This is a genomic window from Paeniglutamicibacter quisquiliarum (assembly GCF_019084045.1).
GTDB lineage: Bacteria > Actinomycetota > Actinomycetes > Actinomycetales > Micrococcaceae > Paeniglutamicibacter > Paeniglutamicibacter quisquiliarum.
In genome coordinates, this window is sequence record NZ_JAHRED010000001.1 from 164,089 (window position 1) to 184,427 (window position 20,339).

The 20,339-nt window shown below is 59.5% G+C and carries 20 protein-coding genes; 10 read left to right on the forward strand and 10 right to left on the reverse strand.

What is annotated here, in order from left to right:
* Positions 1 to 4: 4 nt before the first annotated feature.
* From KRR55_RS00775 to KRR55_RS00785, 3 genes are read right to left on the reverse strand one after another with little or no spacing between them, the layout of a single operon-like run.
* A complete protein-coding gene (locus tag KRR55_RS00775) occupies positions 5 to 688 on the reverse strand; it encodes a hypothetical protein (RefSeq protein ID WP_217387138.1) in 684 nt (227 codons plus the stop codon).
* Positions 685 to 1,443, reverse strand: coding sequence for an IclR family transcriptional regulator (locus KRR55_RS00780; RefSeq protein ID WP_217387139.1), 759 nt, complete (start codon positions 1,441 to 1,443; stop codon positions 685 to 687). The genes KRR55_RS00775 and KRR55_RS00780 overlap by 4 nt, the downstream gene beginning before the upstream one ends.
* Positions 1,443 to 3,164, reverse strand: coding sequence for a hypothetical protein (locus KRR55_RS00785; RefSeq protein ID WP_217387140.1), 1,722 nt, complete (start codon positions 3,162 to 3,164; stop codon positions 1,443 to 1,445). The genes KRR55_RS00780 and KRR55_RS00785 overlap by 1 nt, the downstream gene beginning before the upstream one ends.
* 357 nt (positions 3,165 to 3,521) lie before the next feature.
* On the opposite strand from KRR55_RS00785, the gene KRR55_RS00790 reads away from it, so the two are divergent.
* On the forward strand, positions 3,522 to 3,911 hold the full coding sequence (locus KRR55_RS00790; RefSeq protein WP_217387141.1) for a VOC family protein: 390 nt from the start codon (positions 3,522 to 3,524) through the stop codon (positions 3,909 to 3,911).
* Positions 3,912 to 4,069: 158 nt separating this feature from the next.
* Here KRR55_RS00790 and KRR55_RS00795 read toward each other — a convergent pair whose 3' ends face one another.
* Positions 4,070 to 5,278: a Fic family protein gene (locus tag KRR55_RS00795; RefSeq protein WP_217387142.1), complete on the reverse strand. Its 1,209-nt coding sequence runs from the start codon at positions 5,276 to 5,278 to the stop codon at positions 4,070 to 4,072.
* A 111-nt stretch (positions 5,279 to 5,389) separates the two neighbouring features.
* Here KRR55_RS00795 and KRR55_RS00800 point away from each other — a divergent pair, with 111 nt between their 5' ends.
* The 4 genes from KRR55_RS00800 (at position 5,390) to KRR55_RS00815 (ending at position 8,897) form a co-directional block, all read left to right on the forward strand.
* The gene (locus KRR55_RS00800) at positions 5,390 to 5,584 is read left to right on the forward strand and encodes a VOC family protein (RefSeq protein ID WP_217387143.1); all 195 of its coding nucleotides are present in this window, start codon (positions 5,390 to 5,392) and stop codon (positions 5,582 to 5,584) included.
* Between the two features lie 247 nt (positions 5,585 to 5,831).
* Positions 5,832 to 6,905, forward strand: a complete 1,074-nt coding sequence (locus KRR55_RS00805) for an alkene reductase (protein WP_217387144.1) — start codon at positions 5,832 to 5,834, stop codon at positions 6,903 to 6,905.
* Positions 6,906 to 7,160: 255 nt separating this feature from the next.
* A complete protein-coding gene (locus tag KRR55_RS00810) occupies positions 7,161 to 8,024 on the forward strand; it encodes an AraC family transcriptional regulator (RefSeq protein ID WP_217387145.1) in 864 nt (287 codons plus the stop codon).
* A gap of 66 nt (positions 8,025 to 8,090) precedes the next feature.
* Positions 8,091 to 8,897, forward strand: coding sequence for an MBL fold metallo-hydrolase (locus KRR55_RS00815; protein WP_254455718.1), 807 nt, complete (start codon positions 8,091 to 8,093; stop codon positions 8,895 to 8,897).
* Between the two features lie 24 nt (positions 8,898 to 8,921).
* Here the strand turns inward: KRR55_RS00815 and KRR55_RS00820 are convergent, their stop codons facing one another.
* The 6 genes from KRR55_RS00820 to KRR55_RS00845 all read right to left on the reverse strand — a co-directional run bounded on the left by KRR55_RS00820 (position 8,922) and on the right by KRR55_RS00845 (position 15,173).
* Positions 8,922 to 9,965 carry an Ldh family oxidoreductase gene (locus tag KRR55_RS00820; protein ID WP_217387147.1) on the reverse strand — a complete coding sequence of 348 codons (1,044 nt, stop codon included), beginning with the start codon at positions 9,963 to 9,965 and terminating at the stop codon, positions 8,922 to 8,924.
* A 48-nt stretch (positions 9,966 to 10,013) separates the two neighbouring features.
* Complete coding sequence (locus KRR55_RS00825; protein WP_217387148.1) at positions 10,014 to 11,282, reverse strand: aconitase X; 1,269 nt, start codon at positions 11,280 to 11,282, stop codon at positions 10,014 to 10,016.
* The gene (locus KRR55_RS00830) at positions 11,279 to 11,749 is read right to left on the reverse strand and encodes an aconitase X swivel domain-containing protein (protein WP_217387149.1); all 471 of its coding nucleotides are present in this window, start codon (positions 11,747 to 11,749) and stop codon (positions 11,279 to 11,281) included. The genes KRR55_RS00825 and KRR55_RS00830 overlap by 4 nt, the downstream gene beginning before the upstream one ends.
* 11 nt (positions 11,750 to 11,760) lie before the next feature.
* Positions 11,761 to 13,407, reverse strand: a complete 1,647-nt coding sequence (gene pruA, locus KRR55_RS00835; RefSeq protein ID WP_336245003.1) for an L-glutamate gamma-semialdehyde dehydrogenase — start codon at positions 13,405 to 13,407, stop codon at positions 11,761 to 11,763.
* Positions 13,408 to 13,499: 92 nt separating this feature from the next.
* Entirely contained in the window at positions 13,500 to 14,174 is a 675-nt protein-coding gene (locus KRR55_RS00840; protein ID WP_217387150.1) for a GntR family transcriptional regulator, read from the reverse strand.
* Positions 14,175 to 14,261: 87 nt separating this feature from the next.
* Positions 14,262 to 15,173, reverse strand: a complete 912-nt coding sequence (locus KRR55_RS00845; protein ID WP_217387151.1) for a proline dehydrogenase family protein — start codon at positions 15,171 to 15,173, stop codon at positions 14,262 to 14,264.
* Between the two features lie 473 nt (positions 15,174 to 15,646).
* Between KRR55_RS00845 and KRR55_RS00850 the strand changes: the two genes are divergently transcribed.
* From KRR55_RS00850 to KRR55_RS00870, 5 genes are all read left to right on the forward strand, one after another.
* On the forward strand, positions 15,647 to 16,411 hold the full coding sequence (locus KRR55_RS00850) for an amino acid ABC transporter ATP-binding protein (RefSeq protein WP_217387152.1): 765 nt from the start codon (positions 15,647 to 15,649) through the stop codon (positions 16,409 to 16,411).
* Positions 16,408 to 17,046, forward strand: coding sequence for an amino acid ABC transporter permease (locus tag KRR55_RS00855; RefSeq protein WP_217387153.1), 639 nt, complete (start codon positions 16,408 to 16,410; stop codon positions 17,044 to 17,046). The genes KRR55_RS00850 and KRR55_RS00855 overlap by 4 nt, the downstream gene beginning before the upstream one ends.
* A gap of 2 nt (positions 17,047 to 17,048) precedes the next feature.
* Positions 17,049 to 17,690, forward strand: coding sequence for an amino acid ABC transporter permease (locus KRR55_RS00860; protein WP_254455784.1), 642 nt, complete (start codon positions 17,049 to 17,051; stop codon positions 17,688 to 17,690).
* Between the two features lie 31 nt (positions 17,691 to 17,721).
* Positions 17,722 to 18,564, forward strand: a complete 843-nt coding sequence (locus tag KRR55_RS00865; RefSeq protein ID WP_217387155.1) for a substrate-binding periplasmic protein — start codon at positions 17,722 to 17,724, stop codon at positions 18,562 to 18,564.
* Between the two features lie 105 nt (positions 18,565 to 18,669).
* A complete protein-coding gene (locus KRR55_RS00870) occupies positions 18,670 to 19,992 on the forward strand; it encodes a flavin monoamine oxidase family protein (RefSeq protein ID WP_217387156.1) in 1,323 nt (440 codons plus the stop codon).
* Positions 19,993 to 20,339: the final 347 nt, after the last annotated feature.

Consider the following 20,339-nt stretch of genomic DNA (forward strand, 5'->3'; position numbering starts at 1 on the left):
TTCCTTACTTGATCGCCAGGCGGCGAGCGGTGGGTGAAGGGGTGTTGCCGGTGTGGAACCGGGAGATCTCGGTGACGTGGCTCAGGGCCAGCGTCGAGGCGTTGTAGATGGGCCACCAGAGAGCAGGGGCGACGGTGATTCCCTCCACCAGGTCGCCGTGGCTGGAAGGCCGGGTTCCCTGGATGGCACCCCGGGCAAGAAAGGTCGCCGAGTTTTCGCCCTCGACGATCTGCACTTCAACGCCGCGGCGTGCCAGGCGGTGCACGACCCCGGCGAGGAAGCGGGGGCTGGCGACATTGACCACCGAGAGCGTCACGCTCCGGGAGTGGGCCAGCAGGGATTCGATGGCGTTGCCCACGATGGAGCCGATGACAAGTGAATGCTGGTGGCGGGCATCGATCCGGTGGCCTCCGTTGGAGGTGTCCACGCCGAGCCCGTCGGGGTGTACCGGGTGCGGGGAGGCGATGACCTCCATCAGTCCGGCCACGGCCTCGGCCTTGAGCAGCACCACGACGTCGAGAAAGTTGTTGCGGGCCGCTGCCCAGGCCCCGTTGGGCACTCCCCGGTGCTGGAACACCCGCTCGCTGATGAGCGTGAGCTCGCGGCGCTTGAGCAGCAGCGGTTCGTCGCCGATTTCCTCCAGGTCGACCATGTCGTGATGGTCCTGGGCCGGGTTCATGGGATTCACCACTGGCTCATTCCGTTCTGTTGGTTCAGGATTTGCTGATTGATGGATTCCGCCCGGTCGACAAGTGCCGCCTCGACGGCGTCCGCATCATTGCGTGTTGCGGGCATGATGACGCTGAGCGCACCGACGCAATGTCCGCGCAGGAACACCGGGCTGGCCACGGCGATGATCTCGTCCCCAAGCCAGCGCGAGTGGACCCGCGAGGCGCCGCGGGTCTTGACCCGGTGCACGATTTGCCGCAGCTCCTCCTCGTTGCTGTCGATCGCTGAGGATTCGATGAGTCCTGGCGCGTGGGCGAGGAACACCTGCCCGGAGGCCGAGGTGCGCAGCGAGAAGCGCGACTCGAGCCCGCTCCGTATCTGGATGGCGCGGTCGGGTTCGACGCGGTCGATGACGATCGGGCTTTCCTTGTCGAGGACCGCGTAGGACACCGCCGCATTCACGATCTGCACCAGGTCGTTCATTTCGGCCAGCAGCAGCGAGCGGATCCGGCCGTGCGGAGAGGCGTTCCTGGCCACCACGGCGGCGTGGAAACCCACCGAGTATTTTTGGTTCTCGCCCTGGACCAGCCAGTCCGCTGCCACCCCGGTGGTCAGGTATTGGTGGGTGACGTTGCGCGACCAGCCGAGCACCCGCGCCAGCTCGGAAACCCCCACGCCGTTCTTGTAGTCGGCCACTGCGTCGATGACCTGAAGCATCTTTACTCCGGTGCTCAGCAGGTTGGTGCCGCCGGTCGCTGTCTTTTCGATGGTCATTATTTATCGCTCCATTGGACTGCGTCGATGACGGGCAGGGCATAGGTGTCGTGGCGCGGTGCCCAGTACCAGTCCGCGGCTTCCGGGCCGCCCAGTTCGTCGCGGTAGGGGGCGCCGTCGAAGATGACTCCGCGCAGGATGCGCTCGAGCCTGTCCACCGTCTTGTCCAGTCCAAACGCGAAGCCGTTGAGGAGGTGGATGAGGTGGACGGGCACCAAATAGTCGTCCTTGATGTCCATGCGCGGGATGGCGTAGGGGAGATCGGCCAGGTTCTGCACGTGGGCGACGATCTGCTCGAGCGTCGGGTCGGCGACCAGCAGGGCGCCGACGGTCTCAAAACCGGCGTCCCTGTCGATCCGGCCCAGCAGGCGCTGGATCTCGCGTGGAATGTCGAACGCAAGGTCGACGGTGCCCTCGGGGACCTCGCTCGCCGGGCCGCACCGCGGTTCCTCCGAATCCCTGGACTTGTACCAAACCCGGTTGGCTTCGTGGTCTGCGGCGAGCTGGAGATCCAGCGCCCAATCGAAGTGCTTCTCGATGTCCAGTCGCAGGGCGTCGATGGCCTGCGCGCCGTTGGCCAGCAAGCTCTCGTCGACAGCGTCGGCGAACAGGAATCCGTCGGTTGCCGTCGGATCCAGTTCCAGCATGATGGCGTGGATGGTCTCGATGGTCTCGGGGAGGAATATCCCGTTCATCGATTCCTCAAGTACGCGCAGGGGACGTGGGGAGCCGCTGGTGCGCGCGGCATCGATGAGGCGCTTGGCCGATCGGAGATCCGAGGAGATCTGTGGCCCGTTGGGGAGGGTGACATACCGCCCCACGTCTTGCTGGCGGTAGAGGATGGATCGGTTGACCAGGGTGTCGAGGCGTTCCCAGGCCGGGTCGTCGGCTGTGAGCGGCAGATCCAGCGCATGGGCAAGGGCCTTTTCGTACTGGCCAATGAGGGTGCCGATCAACTGGGGACGGTTGAAGGCAAAGAGCACCAGGCCCAGGGCCGAGCCATTTCCGATCGCGATGCCGCGGCGGATGGCCGGTGACAGGGTGGCGGCTCCATGGTTGTCGAGCCTGGCCAGGTGCTGGACCAGGTCGATGGAGAGCTCGCGCATCAGGTACGCGGAGAGCATTTGGGCGTGATAAGGGGCGCCGAGCGGATGCCCGGGACCGAGCTCCCGGAAATCCCGGGTGCCGAAGGTGCCGTTGCCGTCAAGGCCGGTGTTGCGCAAGAGGTAGCCGACCTCGGCGACGAGTTCCGTCTCAGGTTGGCTTCCTGCTGCCAGGCGCTCGCGCACGTGTTCGAAGAGGCGCACGCTTTGGTTGGCGCGGAACCAGGTGAGGGTCCCCGCCGGTGCCCGGCCGGCGTACAGCTTGGGCAGCTCGCGCCGGTTCTGTTCGATCCGCGCCGAATCCGGTTCGCCGTCCATGAGGCTGCCGAGCATGTCCCAGCTCGATCCGATGATCCTAGAGGTCCGATTGACGGAACGTGGTTCGGACACGAATCCCACGAAGGACATGGTTCCCGAGGGGGTTTTGATTCGGTACACCATGGTGCCGTTTCCGGATGCGTCGACATCGGTGCTCAGCAGCTCAATGTCCCAGCTCTCACGCACCATCTTGGCCACGAAGCTGCGCGCAGCGCTGAGCCTGTTCGGTTGGAGGGCGCCGAGCCAGCGTGGGTGCATGATCTGCTGTGGTGGTCTCGGGGGTGATGCGACGGTACTCATGAACGTCCTTGTGTGTAGGTCCAATTGCGGTGGCTGTCCTGCATGTAAGGACTCGATCCTCTGGAAAGCGACAAGAATCTAGCATTGTGATTTGGATCGCACAAGGGTTTATTTTGAATCGCGTGTGTGTGACGCGAAATCGCTGGACCGGGAGGTCTTCGCCCCGCCGCCCGGTGACGTGCGGGATTGCGGGGGAGCCGTGGCTCCAATGCCCGGTCCATGAAATTGCCGGGGTTGTCGATGTGGGTACTGGGGGCCGTACCTGCCTGGGTCCTGGCCCCGGGCCGGAATACGGTTCCACCATGCCGGGAACGGTTTCACGTGGACGTGTCGGCCGCGCACGCTAGTCTTGCACCCATGACCAACCACCAGATCACGCTCGGAGCCATCAACTTAGAGGCCGCGAACCCAGTCGCCCTCGCGAAGTTCTGGGCGGCTGTCACCGGTGCAGAAACCTCTGCCGGCGGCGACAGCGTCTACCTGCCGCCAAACGGCCCCGGAGGATTCGGGATGTTCTTCCAGCCGGAAAGCGAGCCACGGGCCAAACGCCAGGTGGCCCACTGGGACCTCACTGTCCCGTGGGGTTCCCGGGCGGCGGAGGTCGAACGCCTGATCGGGTTCGGCGCCACGCACCAGTGGGATGTCCTGGAGGAATTCCCCCACGTCCAGTGGACAACTCTCGCCGATCCGGAAGGCAACCTGTTCTGCATCGCGGAGCACCCGCCCGTGGACCAGCAGCGCGTATAGCTCCCGCGAGCCTCGCCTCAAAGCCGCTCCCAATAGTTGCCTGGATTTGGTTTCCATTGGCACGAGTTGCAGCAGACATGAGCCGATTGAAAATGTCTCGGCGTTCCTTGCAGATCGGCCCGATTGTTCTGGTTCCCGGCCGTCCCATGCCAGGCGGCTTAGGATTTCTGCCGTCGACCAGCTCGTTTGGCAAAATCGTCGAGGGCTTCCAAAATTTCGTCGGTGCGCCAGAACGGTCCAAGCTTGTGCTCGGCCTTTGATTTCAGGATTCCAGCATCAACCAGGGTTTTCAGCGGTGGATAGACGTTGGGTTGTTTCACTCCGAGTTCCGAGGCTGCCGTGGCCGAGTCGATCACTGGGCGCTGGGCAACAAGATCCAGGATCCGCCAAGCGTTGCTGTTCCTGCGCGCGGTGAGCCGGCCCTTCCACGACTCCTGGATGGCCTCGATCTGCTCGACAAGCTGACGTGTGTTGGACACGGCACTGAGTGCTGCGTTCGCGAACGCCCGGACGATCGGGGTGACATCTCCAGCTCGGTACGCAGTGAGCGCCTGGTGGTAGCCCTCGATGTCGGCCAGCAGTCCGGCTGACACGGGGATGGCCACATTTCTGGTTACGCCACGGAACCGGAGGATTGACTGGGCGAGGGCTCGTCCTGTGCGGCCATTGCCGTCGGTGAACGGGTGGATCGTCTCGAACTGTGCGTGGACGACCGCCACCGAGACGAGCGCGGGGACATCAAAACGGGAGGCGAAGGCGACAACATCGTCGACTAGGCCAGGCACTCTGGTGTGGTGCGGGGCGACGAAGTCGGCGCCGACGGGGGTGTCGCTTCGAGTACCGATCCACACCGGTTCATCGCGCCATTGTCCGGCAGGGTGGATGCCTTGGTTTTCCATGAGCACGCCGTGGATCTGAAGGATGGAATCTGGCGAGATTTTCTCTGCCAGTTGCAGTGCGGCCGTCATTGCCCTGGTGTTGGCGGCGATCAATTCGGCGTTGCGGCTCGTCTTGAGTCCGAGCTCGGCGCCAAATATGGCTCGGGCGCTGGCGGTCAGGTTCTCAATTTGGGAGGACGACGCCGATTCGGATCGCAGCAGTATAGGCGCGAATTTGGCTACTTTGTGTCCAAGCTCCGCGTCAAGCCTGGTTAGCTCGTTGGTGGCTTGTTCGACCAGCTGGAGCGCCTCGACGTCAGGTGCCGGGGTTTGATCGGCAATCATGGGCGGTACGGCCGACTCGTTGGGGCTGAACCGGGATTGTTGGTATATGCCGTGGCCAGCCGTGGCCGGCATCCAGATTTGCGGTTCCATTGTGATGCTGGGCCAATGGCTCGCACCTCGGGACTGGGAGGTATCAGTACTCATAAAGTGGTCATCCTAATTTTATGACTTGAACCAGTTAGTCATAATAGTTGCACATGATCTTATGAGTAACCACTAAAGGAGCCGGGAGTCCGGCCTCGCGCCGAGCGCCAGGTGGCGCACTGGGACCTCACCGTCCCGTGGGGTTCCCGGGCGACGGAGGTCGAACGCCTGATTGGGCTCGGCGCCACGCACCAGTGGGATGTCCTGGAAGAATTTTCGCACGTCCAGTGGACCACGCTCGCCGATCCGGAAGGCAACCTGTTCTGCGTGGCCGAGCACCCGCCTGCGGATGGGCAGCGCTCCTGATTTTCGCGTGACACCGGGCCGGGAGCGGCCCTGAAACTCCTTTTCGGGTGCCGCGATCGGTTGAACCAGTGTCTGATTGGGGTAGCCGAGCCTCGCTCTGGTAAACGGATCCCGGGTGGTGCCGGCACGTACCGGGCGGATGCCGGAAGAACAGTGTTCCGCCTCACCTGTGAAGGATGGCAGGAATACCGTTGCCGCGGGGCTGGTTGCACCAGGCAACCAACCCCAACGTTTGGAGCACTGCCGCATGGACCTGTTTTCCCCGCTCACCCTCGGTGACCTCGAACTGCCCAACCGCCTCGTGATGGCCCCGCTGACCCGCTCCCGATCCCGCGTGGACGGCGTGCCGAACGATGACGTCGTCGAGTATTACCGCCAGCGCGCCTCGATGGGCCTGATTGTCTCCGAAGGTGTCTACCCCAGCGTGACAGGGCAGGGGTTCGTCCGCCAGCCGGGCCTTGCCACCGAGGAACAGATCGCCGGCTGGAAGCGCGTTACCGACGCCGTGCACGCCGAGGGCGGGCTCATCGTCGCGCAGGTGATGCACGCCGGCAGGGTCACGCATACCGAGACCACCGGGCAGGACCACATCGTGGCCCCGAGCGCCATCGCGGTGGACGGCGTTTCCCGGACCTACACCGGCAAGCACGCCTACCCCGTCCCGCACGCACTGGAGACGGATGAGCTGCCGGGCATCGTTGAGGAGTTTGTGAACGGATCCCGCAATGCAATCGCCGCGGGCTTCGACGGCGTGGAACTGCACGGTGCCAATGGCTACCTACTGCACGAGTTCCTGGCACCCAGCGCCAACACCCGCACCGATGCCTACGGCGGGTCCCCGGAAAACCGGGCACGCTTCGTCATCGAGGTCGTCACCGCCGTGGCCAACGCCATTGGTGCGGGCCGGACGGGCCTGCGCATTTCCCCCGAGCACAACGTCCAGGGAGCCGTGGAGAGCGATCCGGCAGATGTCGCGGCCACCTATGCGGCCCTCATCGACGGGATTGCACCCCTGGGTCTTGCCGCGCTGAGCATCCTGCACGCGGATCCCGCCGGCGAACTGGTCCAGGATCTGCGCTCGCGCTTCAACGGACCTGTCCTGCTGAACACCGGCTTCCAGACCGTCACCAGCTACGACGACGCCGCCGCGGTTGCTGCCAATGGCTGGGGAGACGCCGTGGTGGTCGGACGCCCGGCGATCGCCAACCCCGACCTGGTGCGCCGCTGGCAGGAAGGCCTGCCGCTGAACGAACCCGACGCCTCCACCTTCTACACCGAGGGCGCCGCCGGCTACACCGACTACCCGTTCTGGCAGAACTAAGGCGGCAGCCCGCCTCATGATGCTTCCCCGTGGGCAGGCGGCCCTGCCGCAGTCCACGGGGAAACGGTGCCACATGGGGCATGGTTGCAACCTTCGACCGAGCCACGGTGCTTCAGCGATCGCCAGGGCTCGAGTCTCGTCGGGCACTCTTTCGTAGACTCGGTATGTCTCCCTTGCAACCGATCGAATGTGGCCACGATGATCGGGTGCGGCCCGCCTCGGCCGGGAGAGGATTGTTTCTGAAAGGAGGACCACATGATCGGCACACTCAATGCCCTGGTAGACCTCGTCGAGCGAAACCTCAGCGAATCGATCGACGTCGCGGCCTTCGCCCGCAAGCACGGGACGACCGAATACCACCTGCGCAGGATGTTCTCGGCGCTGGCCCGGATGCCCTTGTCGGAATACGCGCGCCGACGCCGGATGACTCTCGCCGGTGCCGACCTCGCGGCGGGGGATCCGAACCTGCTGGATGTCGCTGTGCGCTACGGCTACGGATCGGTGGAGGCGTTCGGGCGGGCATTCCGCTCGGTGCACGGCACCGGCCCGGCCGAGGTGCGCCGTCATGGCGGTCCGCTCAGCACACAACCCATGCTCAGGTTCCGCCTGAGCGTCGAAGGGAGCACCCCGATGGACGTCACCATCACCCACAAGCCCGAATTCGTTCTCGCAGGACACGCGGCGCAGGTCCCGCTCATCCACGAGGGCGTCAACCCGCACATCCAGCGGCATATTGCCGGCATTGCGCCCGGCGAACACGCGCGGCTCAAGGCGCTGGGGGACACCGACCCCGCCGGCATCCTGGCCGTCACCGCGGAGGTGGAACCGGACGCGCCGGAGGGATCGATGCTCACCTACCTCCACGGGGTCGCGGTCAATGCGGCAACCGCGCTGCCCGATGACCTCGACACCATCCGGCTCGAGGCGGGGGCCTGGGCGGTGTTCTCCTCCCGGGGCCCGTTCCCGGAGGCGCTGCAACAACTGTGGGCCGCGACGGCGACGGAGTGGTTCCCCTCGAATCCGTGGCGGCTGCGCCCAGGGCCATCGATGCTGCGTTACCTCGAGCTCACCGACACCTATGCCTCGTGCGAACTTTGGTTGCCCGTCGAGAAGTCCTGACCCGGGACGTTCGGGCGGTGCGCGGCCGCCGCAGCCGATCGCGCCGCCCGGCGTACCATCAACTACATGTCATGGGTCGAAGTAGCAGCCGACGTTTTCGTCAAGAGATATGAAGCGGGCGACGTCAACGTGGTGGCAATCCTCGGGCCCCAGGGAGTGACTGTCATCGACACGCGAGGCTCACCGGCGGAAGCGCAGGAGATCGTCGACGACGTGGCCGAACGCTTCGGCATGCCGATCGTTGGTGCGGTCAACACCCATGCACACTACGACCACAGCTTCGGCAACTCAGTCTTTGCCGACCTCGGTGTTCCGGTGATTGGGCACCACCGGATTCCCGACCACTACGCCGCCCTCGAGGGGCCCCGGCTGCGCGCCTGGCAAGCCGACCCGGCTGGCGAACCCGACAAAAAGTGGGACCACGTGGTGTTGACCCAGCCCACGGTCCTGATCCAACGGTCCACGACGCTCACCGCAAGCGGGCGCGACATCGAACTCATTCCGATCTCGCGCGGCCACACCGACACGGACCTGGTCGTATGCGTGCCCGATGCCGGAGTCTGGGCGCTCGGTGACGCGATCGAGGAATCCGGCCCGCCCATGTTCGGCTCGGGCTGTTGGCCACTTGAATGGCCAGCGGCGCTGGACGAGGTTCTGCTCAGGGTGCAGCCGGGCGACGTGGTGGTTCCCGGCCATGGGCGGGTGGTTGACCGCGAATTTGCCGCGCGGCAAGCCATTGACCTTCATGCGGTGGCGGATGCCATTCGCGACGCCCATACAGCCGGAACAGAAATTGGGGACGCCGCGGGGCTTCCATGGCCGACGTGGATGCTACGGTCGGCTTTCGAACAGGGGTTTCCACAGCTGCGCTAGCGTCAGCCCAGCGGACCATGGTCGTCATTGGTGTCGGTTGAACCGAGGCTGTGGGCCCAATTCAGTAGTCGTTTTCTGGTTATTGACCGATAGTAGTCTTTCGTGAATATCCTTATCGAGGGTCAACCCGTTGTCCCTCGCCTGCTCGCGCGTCTCGATCTGCCGCGAGCCTGGCACATGCACGCCATGCTCCGTATGGAGTCTCCCCAAATGCGCTGCGAGTCTACTGCCAAACTCCGCATTGAGCAGTTCTGGCTTGATTGCAAGAATGAAGAGTCCCACTGCCGGGCTGGTTTCTCCTTCCAAATACGAAGGTGCATCCAACGACCACGAGGCACCCGATGCAGTGGCCAAGATTTCCACCATCATCGCGATATTTGCACCCTTGGACCCACCGAATGTCAGCAGGGCGCCCATAAGGGCCTCCTGACTATTCGTCGTAGGGCGACCATGCTTGTCCACGGCCCAACCCTTCGGCAGTTCCCGCCCCTCCCCGGCCGCCTGTCGAATATTGGCAAATGCTGTGGCACTGGAGGACTGGTCAATGAGTAGCGGTTGGATTCCCACTCCCAAAGGTGCACCAAATGCCATCGGATTAGTACCGTAGACGGGTTCCTGCGCCCCACGTGTCACCACTTGTGCAGGGGCATTTGCCACTGCGAACGACAATAGGTCGCGTCTAGCTAGACGGTCAACGAAGTAGCCAAGAGCGCCACAGGTATAGGCGTTTCGCTGGCTAAAAACGGCAACCCCCAAATCTTGAGTTGTCTCCACGATATCTTCGAACGCATTGTCAAAGCCAAGGTGGGCTATACCGCCGGCCGCGTCGGACAGAATAATGGCCTTGGCCGGACGAGTGGTTGTGGGCTCCGCAGAGCCAGCAATCCTCCCGTCACGCAAAGCATCCAAGTAATCAAAAAAATGCAAAAAACCTAACGACCCTGCCCCTGCCGCCTCAGCATCGACTGTGGCCTGCGCCAGGGACACTGCACTCTGTTTACTGGCACCGAGTGCAACTGCCGCCCGGATGCACAGCTTCGTGGCCTCCTCCAGGGTGAGGGTGATCATCTTCTCCACAGTTCACTTGACCTCAAAGGCTCCCAATGACTCAACACGTCAGGCTACCGCCCACTCCGGCGTTGTGACGATGGGTGCACCGGCTACCGCTGATTCAACACAATCACTCATCGAGCCGAAGTAGACGCCACGCCTGATCAGTCCAGGACCGTAATGGGCGAACTTCCCCGAATTAGTCATGACAGTCTGCATCTCATTGGAGAACATGTCGGAGTTGAGCATACACAGGCAGTTGTCAGTGCTAAAGCGGCCACCGAACGCTGCGATCATTTCCGCCCAACCCTCGCGTGTGGCCTCTTCAAGGACCATCCGGTTGGTTGTAATGAGAACGTCTACCTTGGCATTGCGTTTCTTTCCTCGAACGAGTTCAGCCAACTCTGCGCAGTCCCCCAATGTGAAGTGCGGACTACCCATGACCACCAAGTCCAATTTATTGCCACTGCCGGTAGACAGCCCATCAGTGGTGTGCATGAGGTCTGCAAGACTGACATTCAGTGTTTTCTGTGGCTCCTGCCCGCCCAATGCCGCCTCCAGGGTCGGGGCTTCGGGTGTCACCCCCACGATGTGAAACATACCGACCGCGCCAGATGTTGCAACGGCCGCGCAGAAGTTCTTGAGGTCCTCCAGCGACGGCGCTTCCATTAGCCCGTCAATGACGGGCACCAACTCCCCTGCGTGTTTTCCCACCAGGTAGCCCAAGGCTGTGTAGAAGGATCCGTCGACGCCGGATACTGGTGGGACGTTGACTAGAAAACTGCCGTGTCTGTTTTCCGGTATGTGAAGCCCTGCCAAGGGTGCTCGGCCGGTTATGGCCGCGCAGATGTCCAAGAAATCACCATGTCGGTTGGTTCGAGCACCGATGACACTGTTGGCGTATGCGATGGCATTTGATTCGGCCCATACGATGTCCTGCCCGAAAGTAGGTGCTGTCGGAAACACATACGGTGTGCAGGAAAAGATGGGGGCCGCACCCAGGTTTTCGAATCCCGTAGCCAGTCGGTCTGCCGAGCCTGCAAATTCGGCGTCGATATTTTGGTCCTTCCATCTTCTGCGATCGATGGAAATCGCATTTATGGTGGTGGGCACCCGGACTTTGGCGCCCTGCTCAACCAATCTTTCGATGACATTTAGGCTGCCCGGACCGGTGTAGATGCTTCCGCCCACATGGACGTGGGATACGTCGATGAGTTCAGTTGCGTTTTGGATGCGCGCAATGCGCACCACAATGCGCATTGCTGCTTGCGTACCGAGGCCCATTCTTCCGTCGAGCATTTGCTGGTCTTTTTCCGAGAGTAACAACTCGTTCACTTGCCATTCCCATCATCGGTAGAAACTGAAACTGTCCCGTCAGGGAGGATGTCCAGGCATTTGGCTTCAAGCGCTGTTGTGAAGTCTTCGTCTGACAGCACTACAACGGGGATGCACCGGTCGTAAAACTCCTCAAAGACAACAACACCAAGGGCGATGATCTCATCGGTGCGGTTCAGGATGATCCCGGCGGGCGCGTGTCCCGAAACGAGGGCATCTAACAGCACCGCACTTCCAGTGCTTGAGCCCTTGCCATGGGGGACGACGAAGATTTTTCCGGTTAGATCATGCCCAAATAGGGCGTGACGGCGATCGATGATCGTACCAGTCTCAGGATCGTAGCCGCCCCAGAAACTGATCATTTCCCGTGTGCCGCGGACTTCTCCGCTAGCAAAACCCGACACTAGTACTGTCGCTGACAACTTTTGGCCGGTTATGTGCGGGCCCACCCGGTTTCGAATCGCCATCACGCGGTTCCCTATGAACCCATGTAGGGGTAGGTCCAGTCCGTGGCCGGAGACATGTTCTCGTGAATGAATCGACCGCTGATCCAACGCTGAAGGGCAAGCCTGGACCCTGTCTTGTCATTGGTGCCCGATGCCCGGCCACCACCGAAGGAGACCTGTCCCATAAGAGCACCGGAGGGTTTGTCGTTGACGTAGGTCATTCCTGCAGTGTTCCGCAGGGCATTGAGCGCCTGCGAAATGGCCTTGCGGTCGGAAGCGAAAATCGACAACGTCAACGCGTACTCACTTGCACCGTCGATGATGGGCAGCAGGCTCTCCCAGTCTTTGTCTTCGTATACATAGACAGTGAGTAGCGGACCAAAGAACTCCTCGGACATGGTGAATGAGGTGGGATCATCAGTCTGGAATACGGTCGGATCAACGAACCATCCCTTTTCCGGGCGGACTGTGCCGCCAGCAAGGAGTTTGTGGCTGCTGAGATTCTTGGCCTGGCCGATCGCTCCCTCAAGGCGGCGCAGGGAATTTTCGTCAATGACGGCACCCATAAACGTTTCGTGTTCAGTGATATCACCAACAGTCAGTGAGCGGACAGTGTCGATCAAATCGTCTTTCAAACGCGTCCACATGCTCTTGGGAATATAGGTTCGCGAAGCCGCGGAGCACTTTTGCCCCTGGTATTCGAATGCGCCCCGGACCAGTGCGGTTTTTACGGCGTCGACATCGGCTGATGGGTGGGCCAGGACAGCATTCTTTCCCCCGGTTTCACCGACGATGCGCGGGTATGACTTGTACTTGTCGATGTTGTTTGCGGTCTTCTTCCACAAGCTGCGGAACACATCTGAGGAGCCGGTAAAGCTAAGCCCCGCGAAGTCTGGATGTGCCGTGGCTATGTCGGAAATTTCCCGTCCCGAGCCGTGGACCAAGTTGATCACGCCGTCTGGCAGTCCTGCTTCTCGGAACATACGCATGATTACATCGCTGCTGAGCGCAGATTTCTCAGAAGCTTTCCACACAACTGTGTTTCCCATGAGGGCAGGGGTGCCAGGGAGGTTGGCTCCAATGGCGGTGAAGTTAAACGGTGTAATGGCCGTGACGAAGCCTTCCAAGGGACGCTGGTCGAGGAAGTTGGCTTCGCCTTGTAGTGATGTCGGCTGGTCGTTGTAGATTTGTTGGGCCAGAAATGGGTTGTAGCGGAAGAAGTCCGCAGTCTCGCATGCTGCATCAATTTCAGCTTGATGGAAGGTTTTTGATTGACCAAGCATGGTCGTGGCGACCAATTCGTCGCGATACTTGCCAGCGGCGAGGTCTGCAACGCGAAGGAATATCGCGGCACGCTCCCACCACGGGGTACGTGACCAGTCGTGTTGGGCGGCGAGGGCAGCATCGATGGCCGATTTCGTGAGGTCCTCATCTGCCGTGGGGACCTGTCCCAGTACCAAGGAGTGTTCGTGAGGGGCCACGACATCCTTGAGCTGACCGTCCATGATCTTCTCACCATTGATGTAGTGCGGCAATTCCCGGACAGCCGAGGTTACATCCGCCAATGCGGACTTGACGGACGTGGCTTCAGCGGATCCCGGTTCAAATGTTCTGGCCGGCTCGTTGACGGGGTTCGGCACCTTGAAGTTTCCTGCCATGCTGACTACTTGCTGGGTCACAGTATTTTCCTGTCTTAGAGTGAGTCTTTAATGTTTAATGATCTGGTTGCTGCCACTCGAAGTTGGTGGCGACCAGGTTCAATTCTTGGTGCCTAGGTTTGGGCGATCAGCCGTTTTTCCAGGCGTCGCCTGGCACTGGTTAGCGATTCCCTAGTGATCGTGGCAACGGATTCGACATCCCTTGCCTGTACTGCGGCTAACAATCGTGGCTGCGGGGTCCACAGCGAAGGATCTTGCTTCTCCATCGCCTCCGTGGCGCCGAGTACCTTGTAGGCCCGGCATTGGTTCCAGAGGTTGTCGATGAGGGTGACAAGAACTGGATTTCGGCTGGCACTGTAGAGCACCATCAGCATTAGTTCATCGTGGTGCAGGGCGCCGAGCCAATTTTCTGCTGCCACATCGTCGGATAGTTTTTGGCATGCTTCCGACATCTGCTCGACCTCGGCTTCGCTGATGTGTTCAGTTCCGCGTCGGGCCGCCTCGACTTCCAAGAGGGTTCGAACGTCATAGATCTGTATCAGTTCCGTTGCTGTGAAAGTGCGCACGACAGCGCCTTTGTGAGGCGTGCTCGATGCAAGTCCCGCTTCTTCCAGCCGGCGGATCGCGTCACGTACGGGCATGACACTCGTCCCGACCATCTTGGCAAGATCCCGCACCCGGAGTGGCGTTCCGGCAGCGAGTTCCCCCGAAAATATGGCACCCTGCAATGCCTCAAACACCTGATCTGCAACAAGCGTTGGTTTCACTTCAAGATTGATTGGACTCATAATTCGAGGACTTTCTCTGCGGAATCTGGTGTGAGGGAACTCGGCCGTTTTAGTCGGCGGAGCTCAATGCAACTGCGGTTCGAATTTTCATCCCCCCACCAATGAACGCAAGAACAGCAGTAAGTTCCCCGGTTTTTCGGCCATGCGACGCATCAAATAGGGATACCACTGGGTACCATATGGCAGGTATACCCTGACGCGGTACCCTTCGCGAACTAGTTCTTCCTGCAATTTGCGGCGAACGCCGTAAAGCATCTGGAACTCGAAGTCGTTCTTGTCTAGACCGATATCCATCGCCGATTTCTTGATGTGATCGACGCACGAGTCATCGTGCGTTCCGAACGCGGGATCCGGGAGGTTCTCCAGTGCCCAGCCTGCCAGGTAGTTGTACTGGGCCGTTACTTCCTCGGCATTTCGCAATGCCGTGCCTACAGTCTCGTCGAAGGCGCCCTTAACCAGTCGGATGCGTGGCCTAATTTCGGCGAATGACAAAAGGTCTTGCATTGTCATGCGCATGTTGGCCTGCATCGCCACCCGAGTCTCAGGGTACTCCGTGAGGATCGACCTGAAAATCCCAAGGGTGTCACGGCCCACGGAGCTGTGCTCCATGTCGACTTCGACCTGCGCACCATGAAGCTTGGCCGCTTCCAACAGGGTCTTTAGGTTGTTGGCGCAGTGCTGCTTGTCGAATACGATGCCAAGCTGCGAGAGTTTCACGGACACCGTGGAGCCCGGCGCCCTGCTCGGGATTGCTTCAATGGCTGCCAAGTATTCGTTCGTGGCCGCCTGCGACTGTTCCAATTTACCGACGGATTCACCCAGCAGATCCAAGCTGACATCAATGCCAGAGGCATTAAGGCTCTCGGTGACTCGCCAAGCATCGTCGTCGGAAAGTCCGGCGACATAGCGCTCCACCAGGGGGCGTGCCAGAGGATTCCGCGTGGCGATGGATTCAAGTTTTTTGTTTTCCGCCACTTTCAACAACAAACGATTTGGCACGGCATTTCCTTACTGCACCCACATGCATGGGGCTGTTCTCGAGAGCCGGGATGTCCGGCTGATGGCGCACGAGCATGAACTAGAAAAACGTGATGCGTATCACGAAGTGATGCAACGAGTTCAAACATATAGTGTGATCACAAATCACACAAGAGGCGCAGTGGATTTACTTGCAGCTCGCCGCTATCCGCAATATTTCGCGTAAACAGCGGGTAGAGAGAATATTCCGCTAAACCCATTGACGCGATATGTGATCACAGAATAGGTTGTCTGTGAGATAGAGCACAGGTCGCGATCATCGTGAATAGCTGAAACAACTACTCAAAAGTTCTTTCTCCCTCTGTTCCCCTCAATTCGCCATCCATGTCATGGCCAGGTGGTCCGGTTCGGAGCTGCCCAGTCACAACAAATCTTCACGAGGTGTCCAAGTGTCCGAAAATAAAGACTTAGCGTCCACGGAAGTGGGAACATTCATGGCAATCAACCAACAGCCACAAGTGGGGCTTCGCGGTATTCGTAAAGAGTTCCACGGAATGACAGTCTTGTCTGATGTGACCCTAGATGTTGCCAAAGGCGAAGTCGTCGCTTTTATCGGCCCCAGCGGTGCCGGCAAGAGCACTCTCCTTCGCTGCGTGAATTATCTGGAAGTGCCAACGGCTGGCGAGTTGCTTTTGGATGGCAAGCCGGCGGTGGCCGTTGCCTCCAACCCAACGCGCGCTGAGTTAACTTCATTGCGCCGACAAGTGGGAATGGTTTTCCAGTCATTCAATCTGTTCCCGCACATCAGCGTTTTGCGCAACGTTGCACTCGCACAAGAGCGGGTTCTTGGGCGCTCCAGGGAAGAGGCCGAAGTCCGTGCCATGGAATTACTGACGAGGGTTGGTCTTGCTAACAAAGCTGATGCCAAACCCACTAGATGCAGTGGCGGGCAGCAACAACGCATAGCCATTGCCAGGGCCATGGCTCTGGAGCCAAGTGTCATGCTTTTCGACGAGCCGACTTCGGCGCTTGACCCTGAATTGGGCGGGGAGGTCCTGAACGTCATGCAGGAGCTAGCCGCTTCGGGCATGACGATGCTCGTGGTTACCCATGAAATGTCGTTCGCCCGAAAAGTTTCGGATCGAACCGTCTTTATGGCCGATGGAAAGATTGTGGAGCAGGGCCACCCTGACCAACTGTTTGGATCCCCGGAGCACAACCGAACAAAGAAATTCCTTGAGGCGGTGCTCGAGCGATGATTGAGGCAGCCTCGTTCCTATTTCAGGGATTGTCGACAACGATTATCATCACCATCGGCTCTTTCCTGATCGGTGCAGTATTCGGGGTTCCGATTGCTTTGGCTCGGATGTCCTCAATTGCTCCACTTCGTTGGCTAGCGACTGCATATGTCGAACTTGTCCGGGGTATCCCGCCGATCGCCTGGATGCTTTTGCTTTATTTTGGCCTAGGGCACTACCTAAAACTGTCCCCACTTCTCGCCGCGTGCATCTCGCTTGGTGCAGTTGCCACCGCCTACCTGGCGGAAAATTACAGAGCGGGAATCAAATCGGTCGCCGCAGGTCAATGGGAAAGCGCAGACGCGCTCGGACTCAATAGCCGCGACACTTTTTGGCGAATCATCGCCCCCCAAGGAATTGGCGTAGCGCTTCCTCCGTCCGCCGGGTATGCGGTTGGCTTGCTCAAAGAGTCTGCAGTTGCTTCAGTGATCGGCGTCAGTGACATCACTTTTCAGGCCCTCACCCTTAACCAGCAAGGCAACCCCGGCTTGCCAATTTTTTTGGCAGCCGGCATCATCTATCTGCTGATCAGCCTACCAATCGGGGCATTTGCCCGACGAGCTGACAGCTTTATTCGAACCCGAAGCGCGGTGTGACCATGATTGACCAATGGATCTCTTGGCTACCGGACCTCATGGCCGGGCTCAAAATTAGCTTGATGGTGACCGGTTTTAGCCTGTTGTTCGGCTTACCGCTAGGACTGGTTCTCGCCTTTGGCATGATCAATAGATCAAAAACACTCCGGTATATCACGATTGGGCTAGTTGAGCTCGGCCGGGGAATTCCCTTGCTTGTTGTCCTCTATCTGGTTTACTTCGGCTTACCGACGGCTGGGGTGGTACTTTCCTCACTCGCAGCCGCCGTGGTAGGTATTTCCCTGAACACCGGCGCCTACACCAGCGAAATCTTCCGCGCCGGTCTGCTCAGTGTGCCGCGCGGCCACGTCGAAGCTGCCCAAAGCTTGGGCCTGAACTGGATAGACGAAGCCAGATACATCGTTCTTCCCCAAGCTATCCGGGCCGTGGTTCCCCCGCTGATGTCGTATAGCGTCATCGTTTTCCAAGCTACCAGCCTCGGTTTCGCGATCGCACTCTCCGAACTTCTGAACAGTGCCTACCAAATCGGTTCGGTATCTTTCCAGTTCCTGAGTGTGTTCGCGTTGACGGGCCTAATCTACGCAGTACTTTCCATCGCCGTATCCCGCCTGGTAGATACCGTTCACACACGGACCAGCGTCTAATTGCTTGTCTCGTCCCAACCTAGGAGTTATCGTGAATCGCACCAAACTTTCCGCACTCATCCTTACCTGCATGCTGCCACTGGCCGCTTGCAGTGCAGGCACCCCCACTGCTGATGCAGTCAGCGCGGACTGCACGCCAATCGTTGCCGACGTTACAACTATCAACGAGGGCAAACTAACCATTCAGGTTCCTGAATACCCGCCCTATGTCTCCTTGAAGGGCGGGACTCTCTCCGGGGTCGACGGCGTCCTGCTGACAGAAGTTGCCAAAAAACTCTGCCTGACACCGGACGCCAAGACGGCCAGCTTCACGGCGCTGTATGAGTCGGTTCGTACCGGAAAAGCGGACATGACTGCCGGCAACACCTACATCAATGACGAACGCGCAGAATTGTATGAAGTCAGCAACCCCGTCTACAGCGACAAAATGGCCCTGCTGACAACGGATGGTGCATCCACGATTGAGTCCCTGCAAGGCAATGCAGTCGGGACGCCCCAAGGGTACCTGTGGGTCAAAGACCTGCAAAATGCGCTCGGAGCTGAGAACGTGAAGCTTTATGCCTCGGAAGACGCCGTCTACCAGGACGTTCGTGCCGGTCGAATAGCCGCCGGTGTAATGACCTTTGGCGGTGCTTCCCAAGCGGTGAAGGCCAATAGTGACACCGAATTGAAGGTCGTGGAGTTGGAGCCTGATCCCCGAGTTCAAGCCTCCGTGGGAGCGGCCCGGACGGCTGCGCTCACCCCGAAGGGAAACACCAAATTGATTGAAGCAGTGAATCTGGTTATTCAGCAAATGCATGATGATGGTTCGTTGAAGACTGCACTGGAAGAGGTTGGTCTGCCAGGCAGTGCCGCGGATGTCGCTACCAAATAGACCCCTGCCGCTCTGCCCACGACGGCCTCGTGATCCAAGTTCACGGGGCCGCTGTGGACAGTGCCCAGGCGCATTCCTCACCTCTCTTTAAGAAAGGCATGATCCTTGGAAACACACGATATTGTGATTGTTGGCGGCGGACCTGCAGGGATTGGCGTAGCGTATTTCCTTCGCGAGTCAGGACTCGATGTTCGGGTGGTAGAGGCAGCCTCGGAGGTCGGTGGGCGGACCAAAACAGTGGCGCTGGCCGGCACCGTTGCGAACGCCGGCGCGCTCTTCGTTTACAGAAATACTGACACCCACGAACTGGTTGAAGAATTGGGACTGTCCGCTGTCCCGTTCAGGCCCTCGACTTATGGCATCCATATTGATGGGGTGACATCCATAGCAGCGAACGATGACGATCTCGTATCGAATCTGCCCATATCTCCGGATGAGAAGGCGGAGTTGCGCTCGTTCATGCAGGAGGTTCTCGATGAGTACACCGATTACACAGTAAACGGGAGTCTGTCCGCCGATGCTGACGCGCTTGGTGCACAAACCGTCTCAAGCCGGATTGCTCACCTGAGTGACACGGTGCGATTGATCATTGAAACCGCCATCCGTGGTGGTGCCGTGGGCAAAACTTCGGAACTTTCGGCGAAATATGCGCTCAGGTACTTCGCAAGCTACGTTGCGAGGGAGAAAGACAATCGACTTTTCGCGATTGATGGCATGCAGGAGATACCCCGTGCCATGTCTCGCCATCTTGCAGAAGATACTGTCATGCTTTCCACAACCGTCGTCGATGTTTCGGAAGACGCAACCGGGACACTAGTGAAAATCGAGACGGAAGGCCCGGGAGGAAAATCCACCCTACTCGCACGACAAGTTGTCATTGCGATACCGGCACCCTTAGTAGCCAATGTCTGCAAGGACCTTCCAGACTGGAAGTTACGGGCGCTTGACACCGCCCACACTCCTGGAAGCAGCACACTTTGCATCGTGGCAGACATACAAGGCCTCCCGCAGTTCAAAGACTGGTCATTCGTAACGACGGTAGGCAAGAAGTTCGATGCCATCATTAATCCTGTTCCTGGAGGCATACTCAATGAGAACATCGCCCAATTCGTTTGCTATGGAAATTCAGTCGGCTATCAGCCTAGTTTTCCCGCCACGCCAGAGTTGGTGGACGGCTGGATTGAAGATTTTCTCGAAGTGGCGCCTGAACTTCGGGGGCGCATAATTGATGTCTCCGCCCATAGCTGGTTGCATTGCTTCTCCGTGCTCTCGCCATCCCGGGCAGGAAATCTTCCCCAACTCCAGCGCAATGTGGGTCCCCTTCACTTCATAGGTGACTACACCTCATCCACCGCCGGAACCCACGGAGCATTTTCCGAAGCAAAACGAGTGGCTGACCAAATCAGAACCACGGTTAAGGCAACGTAACTTGGAGCATCCGTGTCGGTTGGTGGAAAGGCAGTGACCACATGAACGCTCCCATCGCCAATCCAACGAAAACGTTCCGGCCCGAATAGACGCCTTGCATCTTGAAGATCCAATATTTTGTCGGAAATCCGCGGTGATATAAAATCGTCCAGCGAAATTTTCCAAACAGGGGTCGCTTGCCAATCCATCCCAATCAAATGGAAAAGGATCTCGTGTCCAGCCACGATTGTGAACGGAACACTTTAAACCCTATATACGGAGGTCTGATCGCATGAGGTTGTTTACAACCTCTGTCACTCAATGCCCTGGTATAATTCGTCGCGCGAAATACCAGCGCCGCGAACCTC

Excerpts from the sequence above, each read along its gene's own strand:
- KRR55_RS00790 (WP_217387141.1), top strand. The coding sequence starts at position 3,522 with ATGACCAACCACCAGATCACGCTCGGAGCCATCAACTTAGAGGCCGCG.
- KRR55_RS00805 (WP_217387144.1), top strand. The coding sequence starts at position 5,832 with ATGGACCTGTTTTCCCCGCTCACCCTCGGTGACCTCGAACTGCCCAAC.
- KRR55_RS00820 (WP_217387147.1), bottom strand. The coding sequence starts at position 9,965 with ATGATCACCCTCACCCTGGAGGAGGCCACGAAGCTGTGCATCCGGGCG.
- KRR55_RS00780 (WP_217387139.1), bottom strand. The coding sequence starts at position 1,443 with ATGACCATCGAAAAGACAGCGACCGGCGGCACCAACCTGCTGAGCACC.
- KRR55_RS00850 (WP_217387152.1), top strand. The coding sequence starts at position 15,647 with ATGGCAATCAACCAACAGCCACAAGTGGGGCTTCGCGGTATTCGTAAA.
- KRR55_RS00860 (WP_254455784.1), top strand. The coding sequence starts at position 17,049 with ATGATTGACCAATGGATCTCTTGGCTACCGGACCTCATGGCCGGGCTC.
- KRR55_RS00785 (WP_217387140.1), bottom strand. The coding sequence starts at position 3,164 with ATGAGTACCGTCGCATCACCCCCGAGACCACCACAGCAGATCATGCAC.
- KRR55_RS00815 (WP_254455718.1), top strand. The coding sequence starts at position 8,091 with ATGTCATGGGTCGAAGTAGCAGCCGACGTTTTCGTCAAGAGATATGAA.
- KRR55_RS00810 (WP_217387145.1), top strand. The coding sequence starts at position 7,161 with ATGATCGGCACACTCAATGCCCTGGTAGACCTCGTCGAGCGAAACCTC.
- KRR55_RS00795 (WP_217387142.1), bottom strand. The coding sequence starts at position 5,278 with ATGAGTACTGATACCTCCCAGTCCCGAGGTGCGAGCCATTGGCCCAGC.
- KRR55_RS00830 (WP_217387149.1), bottom strand. The coding sequence starts at position 11,749 with ATGGCGATTCGAAACCGGGTGGGCCCGCACATAACCGGCCAAAAGTTG.
- KRR55_RS00855 (WP_217387153.1), top strand. The coding sequence starts at position 16,408 with ATGATTGAGGCAGCCTCGTTCCTATTTCAGGGATTGTCGACAACGATT.
- KRR55_RS00840 (WP_217387150.1), bottom strand. The coding sequence starts at position 14,174 with ATGAGTCCAATCAATCTTGAAGTGAAACCAACGCTTGTTGCAGATCAG.